19 protein-coding genes are annotated in these 18025 nt (G+C 72.8%); 8 read left to right on the top strand and 11 right to left on the bottom strand.

Features of this window, described 5'->3' with window-relative positions; genetic code table 11:
* Nucleotides 1-3 precede the first annotated feature (3 nt).
* Nucleotides 4-606 carry a DNA-3-methyladenine glycosylase I gene (locus AC07FA_RS14040; RefSeq protein WP_479075509.1) on the bottom strand — a complete coding sequence of 201 codons (603 nt, stop codon included), beginning with the start codon at nt 604-606 and terminating at the stop codon, nt 4-6.
* Nucleotides 603-986 carry a DivIVA domain-containing protein gene (locus tag AC07FA_RS14035; protein WP_479075932.1) on the bottom strand — a complete coding sequence of 128 codons (384 nt, stop codon included), beginning with the start codon at nt 984-986 and terminating at the stop codon, nt 603-605. Before AC07FA_RS14035 ends, AC07FA_RS14040 begins: the two co-directional genes overlap by 4 nt.
* Nucleotides 987-1078: 92 nt before the next feature.
* Here AC07FA_RS14035 and folP point away from each other — a divergent pair, with 92 nt between their 5' ends.
* Nucleotides 1079-1951: a dihydropteroate synthase gene (folP, locus tag AC07FA_RS14030; RefSeq protein ID WP_479075508.1), complete on the top strand. Its 873-nt coding sequence runs from the start codon at nt 1079-1081 to the stop codon at nt 1949-1951.
* Nucleotides 1952-2011: 60 nt separating this feature from the next.
* On the opposite strand, the gene AC07FA_RS14025 is transcribed toward folP, so the two are convergent.
* Nucleotides 2012-2797, bottom strand: coding sequence for an LOG family protein (locus tag AC07FA_RS14025; protein ID WP_479075506.1), 786 nt, complete (start codon nt 2795-2797; stop codon nt 2012-2014).
* 85 nt (nt 2798-2882) lie between these two features.
* A complete protein-coding gene (gene dapE, locus AC07FA_RS14020) occupies nt 2883-3962 on the bottom strand; it encodes a succinyl-diaminopimelate desuccinylase (protein ID WP_479075505.1) in 1080 nt (359 codons plus the stop codon).
* Between the two features lie 60 nt (nt 3963-4022).
* On the opposite strand from dapE, the gene AC07FA_RS14015 reads away from it, so the two are divergent.
* Both AC07FA_RS14015 and AC07FA_RS14010 read left to right on the top strand, forming a co-directional pair.
* A complete protein-coding gene (locus AC07FA_RS14015) occupies nt 4023-4964 on the top strand; it encodes a hypothetical protein (RefSeq protein WP_479075503.1) in 942 nt (313 codons plus the stop codon).
* A 276-nt stretch (nt 4965-5240) separates the two neighbouring features.
* Nucleotides 5241-5690: an ATP-binding protein gene (locus AC07FA_RS14010; protein ID WP_479075501.1), complete on the top strand. Its 450-nt coding sequence runs from the start codon at nt 5241-5243 to the stop codon at nt 5688-5690.
* A 91-nt stretch (nt 5691-5781) separates the two neighbouring features.
* Here AC07FA_RS14010 and dapC read toward each other — a convergent pair whose 3' ends face one another.
* Both dapC and fdxA read right to left on the bottom strand, forming a co-directional pair.
* Entirely contained in the window at nt 5782-6903 is a 1122-nt protein-coding gene (gene dapC, locus AC07FA_RS14005) for a succinyldiaminopimelate transaminase (RefSeq protein WP_479075499.1), read from the bottom strand.
* Between the two features lie 150 nt (nt 6904-7053).
* Complete coding sequence (gene fdxA, locus AC07FA_RS14000) at nt 7054-7374, bottom strand: ferredoxin (RefSeq protein WP_156692533.1); 321 nt, start codon at nt 7372-7374, stop codon at nt 7054-7056.
* 117 nt (nt 7375-7491) lie between these two features.
* On the opposite strand from fdxA, the gene AC07FA_RS13995 reads away from it, so the two are divergent.
* Both AC07FA_RS13995 and AC07FA_RS13990 read left to right on the top strand, forming a co-directional pair.
* On the top strand, nt 7492-8493 hold the full coding sequence (locus AC07FA_RS13995) for a GNAT family N-acetyltransferase (protein ID WP_479075498.1): 1002 nt from the start codon (nt 7492-7494) through the stop codon (nt 8491-8493).
* A gap of 17 nt (nt 8494-8510) precedes the next feature.
* The gene (locus AC07FA_RS13990; protein ID WP_479075497.1) at nt 8511-9371 is read left to right on the top strand and encodes a transglutaminase-like domain-containing protein; all 861 of its coding nucleotides are present in this window, start codon (nt 8511-8513) and stop codon (nt 9369-9371) included.
* A gap of 69 nt (nt 9372-9440) precedes the next feature.
* On the opposite strand, the gene AC07FA_RS13985 is transcribed toward AC07FA_RS13990, so the two are convergent.
* Both AC07FA_RS13985 and AC07FA_RS13980 read right to left on the bottom strand, forming a co-directional pair.
* Nucleotides 9441-11117, bottom strand: a complete 1677-nt coding sequence (locus AC07FA_RS13985) for an amidohydrolase (protein ID WP_479075495.1) — start codon at nt 11115-11117, stop codon at nt 9441-9443.
* A gap of 49 nt (nt 11118-11166) precedes the next feature.
* Complete coding sequence (locus AC07FA_RS13980) at nt 11167-12585, bottom strand: purine-cytosine permease family protein (RefSeq protein ID WP_479075494.1); 1419 nt, start codon at nt 12583-12585, stop codon at nt 11167-11169.
* A 165-nt stretch (nt 12586-12750) separates the two neighbouring features.
* On the opposite strand from AC07FA_RS13980, the gene AC07FA_RS13975 reads away from it, so the two are divergent.
* Nucleotides 12751-13356, top strand: coding sequence for a TetR/AcrR family transcriptional regulator (locus tag AC07FA_RS13975; protein ID WP_479075493.1), 606 nt, complete (start codon nt 12751-12753; stop codon nt 13354-13356).
* 34 nt (nt 13357-13390) lie between these two features.
* Nucleotides 13391-13786 (top strand): nitroreductase/quinone reductase family protein, encoded by a 396-nt coding sequence (locus AC07FA_RS13970; RefSeq protein WP_479075491.1) that lies wholly within the window; start codon nt 13391-13393, stop codon nt 13784-13786.
* Between the two features lie 37 nt (nt 13787-13823).
* Here the strand turns inward: AC07FA_RS13970 and AC07FA_RS13965 are convergent, their stop codons facing one another.
* On the bottom strand, nt 13824-14630 hold the full coding sequence (locus tag AC07FA_RS13965; RefSeq protein ID WP_479075489.1) for an MBL fold metallo-hydrolase: 807 nt from the start codon (nt 14628-14630) through the stop codon (nt 13824-13826).
* Nucleotides 14631-14760: 130 nt separating this feature from the next.
* Between AC07FA_RS13965 and AC07FA_RS13960 the strand changes: the two genes are divergently transcribed.
* A complete protein-coding gene (locus AC07FA_RS13960; RefSeq protein ID WP_479075488.1) occupies nt 14761-15216 on the top strand; it encodes a hypothetical protein in 456 nt (151 codons plus the stop codon).
* Between the two features lie 17 nt (nt 15217-15233).
* Here AC07FA_RS13960 and AC07FA_RS13955 read toward each other — a convergent pair whose 3' ends face one another.
* Together AC07FA_RS13955 and AC07FA_RS13950 are read right to left on the bottom strand one after the other, a co-directional pair.
* The gene (locus tag AC07FA_RS13955) at nt 15234-15671 is read right to left on the bottom strand and encodes a VOC family protein (RefSeq protein ID WP_479075486.1); all 438 of its coding nucleotides are present in this window, start codon (nt 15669-15671) and stop codon (nt 15234-15236) included.
* A gap of 110 nt (nt 15672-15781) precedes the next feature.
* Nucleotides 15782-17902 (bottom strand): peptidoglycan binding domain-containing protein, encoded by a 2121-nt coding sequence (locus AC07FA_RS13950; protein WP_479075485.1) that lies wholly within the window; start codon nt 17900-17902, stop codon nt 15782-15784.
* Nucleotides 17903-18025 lie beyond the last annotated feature (123 nt).

Below are 18025 nucleotides of genomic sequence, written 5' to 3'. Positions count from 1 at the left end.
GGATCAGGGACGCCGTCCCTCCTGGACGCCGCCGCGGGAGACGCAGTCGGCGAGGTGATCGTCCACCAGGCCGCATGCCTGCATCAGGGCGTAGGCCGTCGTGGGGCCGACGAAGCGGATCGAGCGCCTCTTGAGCTCCTTGGCCAGTGCGGTGGACTCCGGGGTGACCGCCGGCACGTCGCCGAGCACGCGCGGGGCGGGGCGGGTCGCCGGGTCGGGGGCGTACGACCAGATCAGCGCGTCCAGTTCGCCTTCGCCCCAGCCCGCGAGCACCTGGGCGTTGGCGAGGGTGGCGTCGATCTTCGCCCGGTTGCGGATGATGCCGGCGTCGGCGAGGAGCCGTTCCTTGTCGGCGTCGGTGAACTCCGCCACGGCGGGGATCTTGAACCCGGCGAAGGCGCTGCGGAAGCCTTCCCGGCGGCGCAGGATCGTCAGCCAGGAGAGGCCCGACTGGAACGCCTCCAGGCAGAGCCGCTCGAACAGCGCGTCGTCGCCGTGGACGGGCCTGCCCCATTCGGTGTCGTGGTAGGCGAGGTAGTCCTCCGTGGACAGGCCCCAGGGGCAGCGCAGGCGGCCGTCCGCGGCCGGTTCGGCTCCGGTGCTCATCGCTGGTCCTCCTCGCCCGGGTACGGCCCGGACTCCTGGTCCGGCCGCTTGAACAGATCGGGGCCGTTGACCGCGGTCGCCTGGGCTCCCGCGAGCGCGGATTCCAGCTCGGCGATCCGGGCGTCCCGCTCGGCCAGCTCGGCGCCGAGCCGGTCCAGGGCCTCGTCGACGTCCACCATGCGGTAACCGCGGGCGGCCATCGGCAGCCGCAGCGCCTCGACATCCGCGCGGCCGACCGGGCGCGTCGCGGGCAGCGGGTCGGTGAGCCGCTCCGGCGGTACGTCCTGCAGGACGGGGCTGCCGCCTCCGCCGACCACCGCGAGCGTGACCGCGGCCACCACCACGACCATCGTGAGCAGCAAGAACCAGAACACGCGCATCTCCCCGGGGGCGGAAACCTGTCCGGCTCCGATCGTGCCATGCGCCACCGGCAGTTAGGGTCGCAGGCGACCTACTGAGGAGGAAACACGGGATGCGAAGCGGTGCGCTCAGGCTCGGGCGGCGGGAATTCGGGCCGCACGATCCGGTGATCATGGCGATCGTGAACCGGACCCCGGACTCCTTCTACGACCAGGGCGCGACCTTCCGCGACGAGCCGGCGCTCACCCGGGTCGAGCAGGCGGTCGCGGAGGGCGCCGCGATCATCGACATCGGCGGGGTGAAGGCGGGTCCCGGCGAGGAAGTGAGCGCCGCGGAGGAGGCCCGCCGTACGGTCGGCTTCGTCGCCGAGGTGCGGCGCCGCCACCCGGACGTGGTGATCAGCGTGGACACCTGGCGGCACGACGTGGGCGAGGCGGTCTGCGAGGCCGGCGCCGACGTGCTGAACGACGCTTGGGGCGGCGTCGACCCGAAGCTCGCGGAGGTCGCCGCCCGGTACGGAGCGGGGCTGGTGTGCACGCACGCGGGCGGCGCGGAGCCGCGGACCCGGCCGCACCGGGTCGAGTACGAGGACGTGATGGCGGACATCCTGCGGGTGACCGTGGGGCTGGCCGAGCGGGCCGTGGAGCTCGGGGTGAGGCCGGACGGGATCATGATCGATCCCGGTCACGACTTCGGGAAGAACACCCGGCACTCGCTGGAGGCGACGCGCCGGCTCGGCGAGATGGCGGAGACGGGGTGGCCCGTGCTCGTGTCGCTGTCGAACAAGGACTTCGTCGGGGAGACGCTCGACCGTCCGGTCAAGGAACGGGTGATCGGCACGCTGGCGACGACGGCGGTGTCGGCGTGGCTGGGTGCGCGGGTATACCGGGTGCACGAGGTGGCGGAGACGCGGCAGGTGCTGGACATGGTGGCGTCGGTCGCGGGGCACCGGGCGCCGGCGGTGGCGCGGCGGGGTCTGGCGTAGGGCCGGATTCCGGGGCGCCGCCCCGGAACCCCGCACCCCGGTCGCCGGGCGGGCCTCACCTCACCGGCCGACCTCCTTGGTCACCAGCATGACCGCCTCCTCCACGTCGTCCGTCACGTGGAAGAGCATCAGGTCCTTCTCGGACGCCTTGCCCTGGGCCACCACGGTGTCCCGGAGCCAGTCGACCAGACCGCTCCAGTACGCCGAGCCGAACAGCACGATCGGGAAGCGGGTCACCTTGCCCGTCTGGACGAGCGTCAGCGCCTCGAAGAGTTCGTCCAGGGTGCCGAGGCCGCCGGGCAGGACCACGAATCCCTGGGCATATTTAACAAACATCATTTTTCGTACGAAGAAGTACCGGAAGTTCAGCCCGATATCGACGTGCGGATTCAGTCCGGACTCGAACGGCAGCTCGATGCCGAGCCCCACCGAGATTCCGTTCGCCTCGCGCGCCCCCTTGTTCGCCGCCTCCATGGCTCCGGGCCCGCCGCCCGTGATCACCGCGAAGCCCGCTTCGACCAGAGCCTTGCCGATCCGCACGCCCGCCTCGTACTCCGGGCCGCCGGCCGGCGTCCGGGCCGAGCCGAAGACGCTGATGGCGCTCGGCAGTTCGGCGAGCGTGCCGAATCCCTCCACGAACTCCGACTGGATGCGCATGACCCGCCAGGGGTCGGTGTGCACCCATTCCGAGTCGCCCTCGGTGTCGAGCAGCCGCTGATCGGTCGTGCCCGCCTGCACCTGGTCCCTGCGCCGCAGTACGGGACCGAGCTGTTGTTCCTCAGGCAAGACCGCACCTTCGGGGACCTGCGCGCCCTCGGGGATCCGTGCGTCCTCCGGGTTGCCCATGACCTGCTCCCTCCGCCGACCTGCAATGTGCCTGTGTCGGATCAGCGTAGATCGGCGGAGGTTACGCGCAGGGGAATGCCGTGGGTCAGGTGGTGAGCCAGGAGCGGAGCCGGTCCTCGCAGTGGGTGATCAGGGACGTCACCACGTTCTCGTCGCGCTTGTGGGCGAGGAGCGGGTTGCCCGGGCCGTAGTTCACCGCGGGGACCCCGAGCGCTCCGAAGCGGGCGACGTCCGTCCAGCCGAACTTGGGCCTGGCCGTGCCGCCGACCGCTGCCATGAACGCCGCGGCGGCCGGGTGCGAGAGGCCGGGCATGGCCGCGCCCGCCTGGTCGTCGATGACGAATTCGGTGACACCGCAGTCCGCGAAGACCTCGTGGACGTGCGCGACGGCGTCCTCGGGACTGCGGTCGGGGGCGTAACGGAAGTTGACCACGACCGTGCAGGCGTCCGGGATGACGTTGGTGGCGACGCCGCCCTCGATGCCCACGGCGTTGAGACCTTCGTGGTACTCCAGCCCGTCGATGACCGGCCGGCGCGGTTCGTACGCGGCGAGCCGCGCCAGGATCGGGGCCGCGGCGTGGATGGCGTTGGACCCCATCCAGCTGCGCGCCGAGTGCGCCCGCTCCCCCGCCGTGCGCAGGAGGACCCGCAGCGTGCCCTGGCAGCCGCCCTCGACCTGGCCCTCGGAGGGCTCCAGCAGGACGGCGAAGTCACCGTCCAGCCAGTCGGGGTGGGCCTCGGCCACGCGCCCGAGGCCGTTGAGGTCAGCGGCGACCTCTTCGTTGTCGTAGAAGATGAACGTGAGGTCCCGGTTGGGCTCGGGGACCGTCGCCGCGATCCGCAGCTGGACGGCGACGCCCGACTTCATGTCGGAGGTTCCGCAGCCCCACAGGACCCCGTTCTCGTCCAGCCGGGACGGCACGTTGTCGGCGATCGGGACGGTGTCGATGTGCCCGGCCAGCACGACGCGCTCACCGCGGCCGAGGTTCGTCCTGGCCGCGATGTTGTTGCCGTAGCGCTCCACGGTCAGGTGCGGGAGGGCGCGCAGCGCCTCCTCGATCGCGTCGGCCAGCGCTTTCTCGTTCCCGCTGACCGACGGGAAGTCGACCAGCTGAGCTGTGAGTGCGGGGCCGTCCAGGGTGAGGTCGAGCTTGCTTTCCGCCATGCCCACGACCCTAAGGGACGTCCCCGTCACGCCGCTCGGACCCTCCAGTACGGTGGCCACGTGCCCCCGACCGCCACTGCCGCCAGCCCACGCCCGGGCCGTAGCCGCCTCCTGCGCCTCACGGCCGCGTTCGCCGTGCTCACGGCCCTGGCCGGTTATCTGGCCGTGCAGTACGTCTCCGGCAGCAAGGGGTCGCCCCGCTGCGTCGTGCGCTCCGCCGACGGATCGAAGGGCGAGGGGCACACCTACGAGATGAGCCCGGAGCAGGCCGCGAACGCCGCGGTGATCTCCGCGGTCGGCACCACGCGCGGGATGCCGGAGCGAGCGGTGACCATCGCGCTCGCCACCGCGCTCCAGGAGTCCGCGCTGCGGAACATCCAGCACGGCGACCGGGACTCCCTGGGGCTCTTCCAGCAGCGCCCCTCGCAGGGCTGGGGAGACCCGGAACAGATCATGGACCCGGTGTACGCGTCCGGGAAGTTCTACGACCACCTCGCGGAGGTCCCCGGTTATTCGCGGCTGCCGCTGACCGTCGCCGCGCAGCGCGTCCAGCGCAGTGGTTTCCCGCAGGCGTACGCGAAGCACGAGCCGGACGCCGCGCTGCTCGCGGCGGCGCTGACGGGCCGGGCGCCCGCCGCGCTGGACTGTTCGCCCGGCCCCGCGACGGCGACCGCGGCCCGCCCCGGCGACGCCGCGCAGGTGCGGGCCGAGCTGGTGCGGTCCTTCGGCGAGGGCGTACTGCCGAAGGCGCTCGCGGCGGGGGCCGAGTCCGCCGGCACCGTGGCCGTGCCCGTACGCCCGGCCGTCACGGCCGACGACGGCTCGGCGCCGAAGCGCGGCTGGGAACTGGCGCACTGGGCGGTCGCCCGGTCCGGTGCGCTGCGGATCGACCGGGTCTCCTACGCGGGCCGGGTCTGGAACTCCGGTGAGGGCTGGCGCACGGAACGCGCGGAGCAGGACGAACCGGGCACCACCGAGGTCGGAATCCGGCTCGCCCAGTAGTACGAGCCATCACCCGTACGGGCCTTCCGGCCGATCACCCGCCGGCCACTTCCACCCACTCCGCCCCCACGCCTTCGCCCCCTCGGATTCCCTTGCGCGCACAGGGAAGTGACGGTTCGTCCCACGGCTGCGCAATGCAACGCTTGCCCGGGTTCTTCCCCTGCGGATTATCGGACGCATTACTCAGTCTTTACCTTCGCCCACCGCAACCTTCCCCGCCCCCGGACCGGTTGTCAGTGCGTCCGATCACTGCTTGACCACCGCCGAAGGAGCATCATGTCCCTCCCCCTGACCCGTCGGATCGCCCGCGCCGCGCTGCTGATCGCCGCAGGTGCGGCCCCCGTGGTCGGTGCGGCCGGCGCAGCAGGTGCCGCGGGGCTCCCGCAGACCCCGAACCTGGGCGGCCTGACCTCCCTGGACGGTGCCGGCCTCGGCAACACCATCGACGGCGCCTCCCAGCAGGGCACCCAGGCCGCCGGTGACACCGGCGGCAAGATCGTCGGAACGGCTGTCCCGGCCGCCGGCAAGACCGTCGGCAAGGCGGGCGCCGTCGCCGCTCCGGCCGCCCAGGAGACCGCCGGCCAGACCGCGGGCCACGCAGGGGAGATCCTCGGCTCGGCCGCCGGTTCCGCCACCGAGGGCGGCCTGCCCACCGACAGCGTCGGCGGCGGCCTGCCGACCGACAGCCTGGGCGGGCTGCCCGTTCAGGGCCTGCCGCTCAACTGACCCCACCGCTGCGCACCACGCAGCACAGCACCACGCGAAGGGCCTCGGGAGTGCGCACTCCCGAGGCCCTTCGCTGTCGTGTGCCGAGCCGTCAGGACAGCCGCTTGACGGCGGCCGCCACCCGCTCGTCGGTCGCCGTGAAGGCCACCCGCACGAAGCGGTCACCGGCCGGCCCGTAGAAGTCGCCCGGCGCCACCAGGATGCCGAGCTCCGCGAGGTACGCCACGGTCTCCCAGCACGGCTCGTCGCGCGTCGCCCACAGATACAGGCTCGCCTCGCTGTGCTCGATCCGGAAGCCGTGCGCCTCCAGCGCCGCACGCAGCGCCGCACGCCGCTCCGCGTACCTGACGCGCTGCTCGGCGACATGCGCGTCGTCACCGAGCGCGGCGATCGTGGCCGCCTGGACCGGGGCGGGAGCCATCATCCCGCCGTGCTTGCGGATCAGCAGCAGCTCACCGAGGACGGCCGCGTCACCGGCGATGAACGCCGCGCGGTATCCGGCGAGGTTGGAGCGCTTGGAGAGCGAGTGGACGGCGACGACGCCCTCGTACGTACCGCCGCAGATGTCCGGGTGGAGCACGGAGACCGGCTCGGCCTCCCAGCCCAGTTCGAGGTAGCACTCGTCGCTGAAGACCAGTACGCCGTGCTCGCGGGCCCAGGCGACGATCCGGATCAGCTCGTCCTTGGACAGCACGCGGCCGGTGGGATTGGACGGCGAGTTGAGCCAGAGCAGCTTGAGTCCGGCCGGGTCGAGGCCGGCGCCCCCGGGGTCGGCCGCGAACGCCTCGGTGTCGTACGCGACGGGCTCGGCGCCGCAGAGCCGGGCGCCCACCTCGTACGTCGGGTAGGCGAGCCGGGGGTAGGCCACCTTGTCGCCCGCGCCGAGGCCGAGCTGGGTCGGCAGCCAGGCCACCAGTTCCTTGGAGCCGACCACCGGCAGGACGTTCTCGTGCGCCACGGAGACCGCGCCGAGGCGCCGCTCCACCCAGCTCGTGAGGGCGTCACGCAGGGCCTCGGTCCCCCACACCGTCGGATAGCCGGGGCTGTCGGCCGCGGCGACGAGGGCCCGCTGGATCAGCTCGGGCACCGGGTCGACGGGCGTGCCGACGGACAGGTCCACGATGCCGTCCGGGTGGGCGGCAGCGGTCGACTTGTAGGGCGTGAGCTTGTCCCAGGGAAAGACCGGGAGACGGGAGGAGACTGCGCCAGACACGGGTCTCTGCTTTCTGCGTATTTCTCGTACGTGGGTCACGAGCGGGCCCGGGCTACCCGCGGCGGCGGAGCGGTGGGCGGGCCGGGCCGGAAAACACCGCGGTCCCGCACGGTGACAAGCCGTACGGGACCGGGCGGCGCCTGAAGCTGCTCAGCCGTTCTGCGGCGGCAGTGCGGCGATGAACGCGTGGTCGCGCTCGATGAGACCGAGCTTGGAGGCGCCACCGGGCGATCCGAGGTCGTCGAAGAACTCCACGTTGGCCTTGTAGTAGTCCTTCCACTCCTCCGGGGTGTCGTCCTCGTAGAAGATGGCCTCGACCGGACAGACCGGCTCACACGCTCCGCAGTCGACGCATTCGTCCGGGTGGATGTACAAGGACCGCTGGCCCTCGTAGATACAGTCGACGGGGCACTCTTCGATGCAGGCCTTGTCCTTTACGTCGACACAAGGCTGCGCGATGACGTAGGTCACGCTGTCGTTCCTCCTCGGTAGGGCGTTGGCTCTCGCGCGGGAGCGCGGCGTCGTCGATGCCCGCCCCTAGTATCTCCGTTCCCGGGCACGAACCGAACAGGAGGGGCGGACACAGCTGTGGAATTCACCATGGGCGGACGGCTGGAGGTCCGCATCACCCCATCTGACGTGGGAAAACGCGTATCTGTACGACGACGATCAGCCAGCTCCGAGGGTGGCTGGAAATTTACTGACGCGGTCGGGGTTCTCACATCATGGGACAGCGGTGTGTTGTCGATCACACCGAAGAGTGGGGAAACCGTCCACATCGCGGAACCGTCTCTGGTAGCCGGGAAGGTCGTCCCGTCCGCTCCGGCCCGCCGCCGGGGCCCGGCGGCCTCGTTCGACGAGCTGGCCCGGATCACCGCCCGCGCCTGGCAGCCGGTGGAGAGCGAGCCGCTGGGCGACTGGCGGCTGCGCGCCGCGAACGGATTCACCCGGCGCGCCAACTCCGTGCTCCCGCTGGGCGACCCCGGCCTTCCGCTCGACGAGGCGCTCGACCGCGTCCGTGACTGGTACGGGGCCCGGGGGCTGCCCGCGTACATCCAGGCCGCGACCGGTGCGGAGGGGGCGCAGGAGCGGCTGTGCGCGGACCTGGAGCGGCGCGGCTGGCAGCGCGAGGTGTCCGCCGAGGTACGCGTGGCGGCGCTGGCACCGATCGGTGACCGGGACGCGGACACCGGGCAGGTGCGGCTGAGCCGCGGGACCGACGCGGCGTGGCTGTCCAGGTACCAGCGCTTCGGGACGCCGGGTCCGGAGGTGCTCGCGGTCCTGAACAGCGGCCCGTCCGTGTGGTTCGCGTCCGTGCCGGACGCCGGGGGGAGCGACACCCCCGCGGCGATCGGCCGGTGTGTGGTGGACGGGCGCTGGGCCGGCTTCATGGCGGTCGAGGTGGGGCCTGAGCACCGGCGCCTGGGCCTCGCCACGGCCGTGATGACCGCGCTGGCCCGCAGGGCGCTGGACGAGGGGGCGTCGGCGGCCTGGCTCCAGGTGGAGACGGACAACGGTGCGGCCGGCGCGCTGTACGACGGCATGGATTTCGCCGCCCACCACCGCTACCACCACTTCCGCTCGGCGTAGCGGGGTACGGGTCGGACATGAGCGCTGAGGAATCGGACGAGGACGGACGCAGGCGGCGGTTCGCCGACGAGGCACGCGCCGAGCGGCCGGATCTCGCCCTGCTGTGCCTGCTGCTGGGCGCGGAGGCGGTCCCCGCGGGGTCGGCGGACACCGCGGGCCCTGATCCGTACGGCATCGACGCGGCGCAGATCGAGCTGGACCGGCTGGCCGGGCTGCTGCCCTACGGGGCGCGCGGTGCCCGTTCGTGGGCCTCCGTGCTCGCCGAACTGCTGGGCGAGCGCTGCGGCTTCGCCGGCTCGGCGCGCGACTACCAGCGGCTGGAGTCCTCCCTGCTCCAGCAGGTGCTGCGGAGGCGGCGCGGGCTGCCGATCCTGCTCTCGGTGGTGTGGATCGAGGTCGCCAGGCGGGCGGGCACACCGGTGTACGGGGTGGCGCTGCCCGGCCATTTCGTGGTCGGTTTCGGTGATCCGGAGGAACGGGTGCTGGCCGACCCGTTCGCGGGTGGTGCGCCGATGAGCGGGCAGGACGCGGAGCTGCTGGTGGCCGGTGCGACCGGGGAGCCGCTGGAGCCGTCGATGCTGGTGCCCGCCAGGCCGCTGGAGGTCGTCCTGCGGATTCTGAACAACATCCGCGCCTGGGCGGCCGCCCGCCCCGAGCGCACGGACGTGGCGCTGTGGGCGCTCGAACTGTCGCTGCTGCTGCCCTCCCATCCGGCGAGGCTGCGCTACGAGCGGGCCCAGCTCCTCGTACAGCGGGGGGAGTTCGTGCGCGGGGCGGCGGAGATGGAGGCGTACGCGGAGGTCGTGGAGGCGGTCGAACCGGCGACGGCGGACGCGGTGCGACGCCGCGCCCAGGCGGCCAGGGCGCGGCTGAACTAGGGCCGTGACCGGCCAGGTTCACCGGGCCGCCCGGTCACCGCTCCCTCAAACCCCGGACGGGCTCGAAGATCAGGCCCGTCCGGCGCTTGAGCGGTGCACGACGGCTCCGCCGACCACGACCGTCTCGGCGACCGTGCCGGGGATGTCCTCGGGGGCGGCTCGCAGGATGTCCCGGGACAGCACCACGAAGTCGGCGAGTTTGCCGACCGTCAGGGAGCCCCGTTCCCCTTCGAGGAAGTTGGCGTACGCGGAGCCCATCGTGTAGCCGTGCACCGCGGTCTCCACGTCGACGGTCTCGCCCGGCTGCCAGGCCTCCCCGCCGCCGAGGGGGCGGCGGGTGATGGCGGTGTAGATGCCCGCCATCGGGTCCATCTCGGCGACGTTCCAGTCGCTGGAGAAGGCGAGCACGGCGTCGGCCTCGTGCAGGCTGCGCATCGGCCAGGCCTTGTGCCAGCGGTCCGGTCCGACGTTCTCCGCCCAGTCCTGGCCCGGGCCGGCGATCTCCGGTGCGCAGTGCCTCGGCTGCATGCAGGCGACCACGCCCAGCTCCGCGAAGCGCGGTACGTCGGCGGGGTCGAGGCATTCGACGTGGACGACCTGGTGGCGCGCGTCGCGCGGGCCGTTGACCGTGCGGGCGTGCTCGACGGCGTCCAGGACCGTACGGATGCCGCGGTCCCCCGTCGCGTGCACGAAGCACTGGAACCCGCGCGCGTCCAGCTCCGCCAGCAGTCCGGCGAACTCCTCGGCCGGGTAGAAGGTCTCGCCCCGGTGGTGGCCGCATCCGGCGTACGGCTCCAGCAGCGCGGCCGTGCGGGGCTCGACGACGTCGTCGATGTAGAGCTTGAGCGGGCCGACCCGCAGCCGGTCGTCGTCGAACCGCCGTGCGGCGGCCGCGAAGTCGTCGAGGTCGGCGGCGGTGGTGCCGCGCGGGTGGAAGAGCGCGGCGACGATCCGGGAGCGCAGCCGTCCCTCGGCCCGGGCCCGCTCGAACAGGGCGAGGTCGTCGAGGGAGTTCTGCGGTTCGACGACCGTCGTGATGCCGTACCCGATCGCGTCGTCGAGGCTCTTGGCCAGGCGCCCGTACTGGCGGTCGGGGGCGGCCCACGGGACACCGAGCTCGCGCAGCGCCCGGTGCCCGTCGCGGGAGAGCCCCTTGACAGCGAAGTCCTTGACGAAGCCGGTGGGTTCGCCGGTGACCGGATCGGTCTCGGCCTCTCCGAACGGCAGGCTCGTACGGTCCCTGTCGATACCGAGGCGGCGCAGGGCGGCCGTGTTCAGCCAGGCGGTGTGCACGTCGTAGCTGAGGACGAAGGCGGGGGTGTCGCCGGTGGCGGGGTCCAGGTCGGCCGCCCGCGGCATCCGGCCGCCGGGGATCGCCGAGTAGTCGAACGCCTCGCCCTCGATCCACTCGGCGTCGGGGTGGGCCGCGTGCCAGGTGCGGATGCGCTCGTGGATGCCGTCGAGGGTCCGTACCCCGGCGAGCTGCACGCAGGCGCCGTCGGAGCCGAGGCGGACGTGGTTGTGGGCGTCGATGAAGCCGGGCAGGACCAGCCGCCCGCCCGCGTCGATCAGCTCCGTGTCCGGGCCGGTCCAGTCGGCCGCGCCGGTGTCGGGTCCGAGCCAGACGATCCGGCCGTCCAGGACGGCGAGTGCCTGTGCCTCGGGCAGCGCGGGGTCGACGGTGTGGATGCGGGCCCCGGTCAGGACCAGGTCGGCGGGGGTGGCGGGGGCGGTGCGGGGGTTCATCGGGGTTCGGACTCCAGTGGTGGTACGGGTGGTTCGGACCGGCGGTGCGTCAGGCGGGCCGGACGGTCGTTTCGCGGCGCGCCAGCGCCCAGTGGACGAGCCCGGAGACGACCGCGCCGAGCAGGGTGAGGTCGGCGCCGCCGAGCGGGGCGACCAGCGGCCCCGTCCAGAGCTCGGAGTCGCAGGTGAGCGCGGCGAAGACCATGCCGGCGAGGAGGGCGGTCATGCCGGAGGGGCGGTAGCCGGAGCGGTACCAGTACGCGCCCTCGCGGCCGGCGTGCAGGGCCTCGGTGTCGTACCGGCAGCGGCGCAGCAGCATGTCGGCGAGGAAGACACCGCCCCAGGGCGCGAAGACGATGATCAGCAGGGACAGGAAGGAGAGCAGCGACTCGGTGAAGTCGGTGAGGAACAGGGCGCCCAGGGAGCCGAGCGCGGTGACGGCGGCGCTGATGACGATGGCCTTCGCCCGGTTCCAGGGGATGCCGAGGACCTGGAGGTTCAGGCTCGACGAGTAGAGGGTGATGATCGAGTTGGTGACGGAGCCGCCGAGGACGAGAGCCAGGAAGAGCGGCTGGAACCAGCCGGGCAGCAACGACTCGGCCCCCGAGACGGAGTCGGTCATGTCCGTCTGCGTGGCCGCGGCGACGCCCGCGATACCGAGGGCGACCGAGGAGAGGAAGCCGCCGAGCGCACCGCTCCAGGTGATCGAGCGCAGCGAGGTGGTGCGCGGCAGGTAGCGGGTGTAGTCGGCGGGCATCGGCAGGTACGAGAAGGGGCTGGCCAGCATCACGACGAAGGCCAGGCTCCAGCCGGAGGCCCCCGGGGCCGCCGAGGGGGCGGCGGTGTCCGCGCCGGGCAGGACGAAGACCAGCAGGGCGGCGAAGCCGATGGCCAGGACGTAGGCCATCCAGCGTTCGGCGAACTGCACGGTCGCGTGCCCCCACATGGCCACGACGAAGGTCAGGGCGAGGGTGATCAGCAGGGCGAGGGCGCGTGCGGCGTCACCGCCGTGCCAGCCGAGGTCGGCGAAGAAGACCTCGAGTGCGAGGGTGCCGACCACCGTGTTGAGGATGGTGTAGCCGATGCTCACCACCCAGTTGAGCACCCCGGCGGGGAGGTTGCCCCGGACACCGAAGGCGGCACGGGAGATGACGAGGGTCGCGGTGCCCGTACGGATGCCGCTGAGACCTGCCGCGCTGATGGCGAAGAAGGCCAGTCCGCTGACGATCACGACCGCGGTGGCCTGCCAGAAGGAGAGTCCGAAGGCGACGGCCAGGGCCCCGTTGATCACGTAGGTGAAGGTGAGGTTGGAGCCGAACCAGAGCCAGAAGAGGTCCTTGGCACTGCCGTGCCGCTCCTCGTCCGGGATGGGGTCGATGCCGTGCTTCTCGACCCGGAACACCTCGTCGCTCGCGACCGCGGCGCCGGTGGTGCCGGCCGTGCCGGTGGCTGTCTGCGGCTCGATCATGCGCTTCGCCCCTCCTCCGTACCTTGAATGCCGTTCAATTTCCTTGAACGGCATTCAAGATGCGCTGTCTCCGCCCGGACGTCAAGACCTCCGGCGGGAATCCGTGCGGAGGGGCGGATAGGGTCGGGCTGAGACGGAGGGCGTCGGGGACGAAGGGCGAAGCGGGTGGCGGGAGCGGCACGACGGCGCGACGGGCACATCGCCCAGGAGCGGATGCTCGAGGAGGCCATGGCGGCCATCGCCGAGGACGGCCTGGCGGCGCTGACCATGTCCGCCCTCGCCGAGCGGCTCGGCACCAGCGGCGGCCACATCCTGTACTACTTCGGCAGCAAGGACCGGCTGCTGCTGGAAGCCCTGCGCTGGAGCGAGGCCGCGCTCACCGAGGAGCGCGGGGCCCTGCTGTCCCGCCGGGTGACGGCGGAGCGCAAGCTCGACCTCTTCCTGGAGCTGTACCTGCCGCGCGGGCCGCGCGATCCGCGCTGGACCCTGTGGATCGAACTCTGGGCGCGTATCCCGGCGAGCGATCCGCTGCGCCGGGCCCAGGAGGAGATGGACCGGGCCTGGCAGGAGGACCTGGAGGCGCTCCTCGCCAAGGGGGTGGCCCAGTCCAGGTTCTCGGCCACCCTGGACATCCCGTCCCGCGCGTCCGAACTGCTGGCCCTGCTGGACGGCTTGAGCACCCGGGTGGTCCTGGGGCAGCGTGAGTCCGAGCGCGCACGAGCCCTGGCCTCGGCACGCTCGGCGGCGGCCCGCCTCGTCGAACGCGCCTGAGGGCGAAGCCAGTCGGAGATCGGGAGGACCACGTATGTCGCGCTACCGCGAGTTCAAGTTCCGGGCTGTCACCACGCTCCAGAGGCGTGTCGTGAACCCGGTCGCCACCCGGCTGCCCGCGCAGTGCCTCCTGGAGACGACGGGGCGCACGTCCGGACTGCCCCGGCGCACACCGGTCGGCGGTCGCCGCGTCGGACAGGCCTTCTGGATCGTCTCGGAGTTCGGCGAGAAGGCGCAGTACGTCCGCAACATCCAGGCCGACCCGCGGGTCCGGGTCCGGCTCGGGAGTCGGTGGCACACGGGCACCGCCCACCTCCTTCCGCAGGACGACCCCCGGGCGCGGCTCCGGAGGCTGCCGTGGTTCAACAGCGCCGCCGTCCGGGCGGTCGGGACGAATCTGCTGACCATCCGGATCGATCTCGACGACTGACCCGGCCCTCGGGCGGAACCGTGCCGGTGACCGCCGGTCAGGCGCGCTGCCCGGCCGCCGCCCGGCGCAGGGCGAACGAAGCCCCCGGGGCGGCGTGTTCGACCGGCCCGCCGTAGGAGGTCTCCGCACGCGACACCGCGTCCTCGGGCGTCATGCCGGGGCCGACGTGCGTCACCACGAGCCGGTGCGCGCCCGCGCGGCGCGCGGTCTCCCCCGCCTCCTCGGGTGTGTGGTGCACCGGCGGCTCACCGGCCGTCACCGCGGCGCTGTCCGCCTCGCACAGCAGCACGTCGCATCCGGCGGCCAGCGCGACCAGGGACTCGCAGGGCGCCGTGTCCCCCGAGTAGACGAGCACACCGCCCCCGCCCACACCCTTGTCCTCGACCCGTACGGCGAAGGCGGGCATCCCGTGGGCGACCGCGGCACTGGTGAGTTCGAGGGGGCCGACGCGCACGCGGTGCCCGTCGTGCAGTTCGTGCACGTCGAAGGCCGACTCGATGGGGCTGCGCCGGGCGGAGTTGGTGAGGAAGTGCGCCAGCCGGCCGGCGATCCCGGGCGGGCCGTACAGCGGGACGGGCGCGGGGAGACGGATGCCGGAGTAGAGCGCGGCGTAGAAGGCGGTGAGCAGATCCGCGGTGTGGTCCGCGTGCAGATGCGAGATCCAGATGGCGTCCAGCCGCTCGAACGCGATGTGCCGTTGGAGCCCGGCCAGCGTTCCCGTACCCGCGTCCATCCACACGTGCGTGTCCCCGGCGGAAAGCAGATAGCCCGAACAGGCGTTGTCGGCGCTCGGGAAGGGCGTCGCGCTGCCCAGGACGGTGAGGCGTGCATCGGTGCCGGTCATCGGCGGATTGTACGCACGGGCGACGAGCCGACGGCCGCGCGCACCGTCCGGCCCCGGCGCGGCCCCGACGTGCCCCTATGGCTAAAGTCATGTGCTTGTTCGAATCTGGGGCACTGCGGAGGGGGAGGGCGTGGATACGCAACTCAGGGAGACGGCCACGGAGTTGGCCAATGTCCTGTGGCGGGAACACACCGTGTACCGGGAGCGGGGCGGCGGCTTCGTCATTCGCGGCGAACACGTCCAGCGCTGGATCAGCCTGGCGCCCACCGGGGGCCGCAACGAGGCCCTGATCCGGGTCGGCCGCATCCTCGAAGGGGGCACGACCGCCCCGGCACGCTCGGAGCGGATCGTGAGCCTCGACGCCGGTACGAGCGAACTGGCGGCGACCTGCCGCCGGTTGCTGGCGGACGCCGCCGCCGACTCGGGCCGGCCGGCCCGGACCGCCGAGCCGGGCCGGGGCGGAGGCAAGGGGCGCAGACCTCGTAAGCCGCGGAGGCCGAGGCACACGAGCTTCACGTCCTGGGTCGTCATCGTCTGCGCCGTCGGCGTCGTGGGCCTCCTCGCCTACGTCTCCACCACCCGGTAGCGGGACACCGACAGGGGTCAGACGACGCAGAACTCGTGACCCTCCGGGTCCGCCATCTCCACGTGGTCGGGCCTGCCCCGCGTCTCGTGCTCGCGGATCACCGTCGCCCCGGCGGCCGTCAGCCGCTCGACCGCCGCGACCACACGCGGCCACCTCACCTCCCACGGCGTCTCACGGCCGCCTCCGGCCTGCACGTCCAGGTGCAGCCGGTTCTTCACCACCTTCGACTCCGGCACCTTCAGAAAGGAGATGCCGGGGCCCGTCCCGTCCGGGTCGCAGAGGTACGCCCCGTCGTCCCATTCGTCTTCCGGGACGCCGTGGTGGGCGAACCAGGCGTTCCAGTCGGCGAAGCCGGCCGGCGGGGGCTTCTCGACGTATCCCAGGGCCGTCGCCCAGAACCTGGCCAGCTCGGCCGGGCGGGCGCAGTCGATCGTCAGAGTCCACGTGGTGGACATGAATCCTCCTCCTCGGGGTGCGGAGCAGGAAGGGTGTCACACCCGTGGCACGACGGCGCCCCCGGCCGGAATTCCGGCCGGGGGCGCGCGTACGGGTGGGGCGGGGCCGCTCAGCCGTTGCCGGTCAGGTCGATGGTGACGGTCCGCTCGGCCGTCGTCTTCCCGACCAGGGCGGTCTTCATGGCCTGGGCCACGTCGTCCGCACTGACCTGGTGCTTCGTGCCGTCGCCCTTGACGGCCATGATGCCGTCGAAGACGCCGTCGAGCAGCGTGTCGATCGCCTTCTTGTCGTAGGAGTCGACCAGCCGGCCGTCGACCGCCTTCATCGACAGGATCTGCGGCAGGGACCGCGCCGGACCGAACTGGATCTCCTCGGGTCCGGCCTTGATGGTGATCAGGCCGGACATCGCGGGCTTGGCGAACTCCTTCATCGCCCGGTCCAGTTCGGCCTGGGTGATGCTGGGTTCGCGGCTGGTGACCGGCAGTTCGACGACACCCGCCTTACCGGTCTGCACCTGGGCGCGGTAGGCGTCGCGGACGGAGATGAGCGACTGGTTGACGTCCAGCGCCTTGCCCGTCCTGCCCGGCACCGCGGTGACCTTGTTCGGCGCGAACGTGATCGTGCCGTCGCGCACCGTACCGGAGACGCCGGCCAGGTCGGTCAGCGCGACTCCGAGCTTCTCCTCGTCGACGGGGATCACCGGGTCGGCCGGGCGCTCTCCGCCGAACAGGGAGCCGATCACCGAGACCGGGTTGTAGTCGCTGCCCGCGGCCTCGCGGACGGTCTCCTGGCTGTCCAGGGTGAGTCCGGCCTTCTGCGGGACGAGCTTCTCCGTCTTGCCGTCCACGGACAGCTGGAGGGGGGCCGTGGCCCGCTCGCCGAGGGCGGCGTCCAGCTTGGTGACCGCTTCCTCCTTCGTCCCGCCGCCGATGTCGACGCCGAGGACCGTGGTGCCCTTGGGTACCTCGGAGTGGTTCAGCAGCAGCCCCGCGCCGTACGCGACACCCGCCAGGACGACGACGCCCGCGCCGAGCAGGACCAGCTTGGAGCGGCCCTTCTTCACGGGTGCGGCGGCCTTCGGGGCGGGGCGGGGCGCGGGGGCCGGCGACATGGCGCCGGGACCCGCGGGCCCGCTGCCCATCGCCCCGCCTCCCGGCCCGCCGGGGCCGGGCGGGAACGGCGAGCGGGAGTCCGTCGGAATGACGGGGATACCGCTGGTCAGCGTGTCACCGGAGACATGCCCGCCGGATCCGGGCTCGGGGGCCGGCGGCTGCGGCGTCAGGATCGCCGTGTCGTCGGACATCCGCGGCGGTACGCCACCGGGGTTGGGCGCGAACGGCGAGCGGGCGCCCGCCGGGCCACCGGGAACACCGGCGCCGGGGCCGGTGCCCATGCCGTGGACGCCGTCGAGGTTCGGCGTGAGGGACGAGCTGCCGGTGACGGGACCGGTCGTGGGACCCGCCGGACCCGGCGTACGCACACCGAGGTTCGGCGTGGACCGCGGACCACCGGGACCACCCGCACCGCCGGGACCACCCGGACCGCCGGGACCGCCCGCACCGCCGGGGCCACCCGGACCGCCCGGCGTCTCGGCGCCGAGCCCGTCGAGGGCGCTGCCACCGGGGCGGGGTGCGCCCTGGTCGCCCTGGCGCGGGGCGTCCGAGAAGTACGGCAGGTCCGCGCGCGGCGGGGTCGCACCGGAACCGGAGCCCTCGGCGGGTGTGCCGGACGAGCCGGCCACCGAGGTGGTCGTGGGGGCCTTGCGCGGCGCGAACCAGTCGCTGCCGCTCTTCTCCCTGGCCGGCTTGTCGGCGGACGCCTCGCCGCCGTCCCGCCCGCCCGGGCCCGAACCGTTGTCGGCACCGTTCCCGGCGGAAGCGGAAGCGGAAGCGGACGGCGGCGCGGCGCCGGGACGCGGCGTGCTCCCCGTGCGCTCGGCGTCGGGACGGCCGCCGGACGTGTCGCCGTCACCCACCGGCGTACGCATCACGACAGGCGGGATGGGACGCGACCCCGGGATGTTGATCCGGATGCGCGTCGTCAGCGTCGTCTCGGTTCTGGGCTCCTCGGGCCGCGGCGGTTCCGCAGGCTCCGGAGTCGCCTCCGGACCGTCCTGCGACGGGTGCAGCGACGGATACTGGCGGGTTCCGTACGGCGGCGTGCCCGACGGATACGCGGCTCCGCCGCGCCCCTGGGGCCCGGAGGACGAACTGTCAGTTTCACGACTCAAAGCAGGTTCTCCCGATTGGCTCCGCCGCCCGTACTTCCCCCATGCCGCAGGCCAGGGGACGGCTCGGCGCGCGCACCACCATACTGGCCGACGCCACCGGACACTCCGCCACCGGGGGAAACC

The organism is Streptomyces sp. NPDC045968 (assembly GCF_056430475.1).
This window is presented reverse-complemented; position numbering and strand designations above follow the sequence as displayed.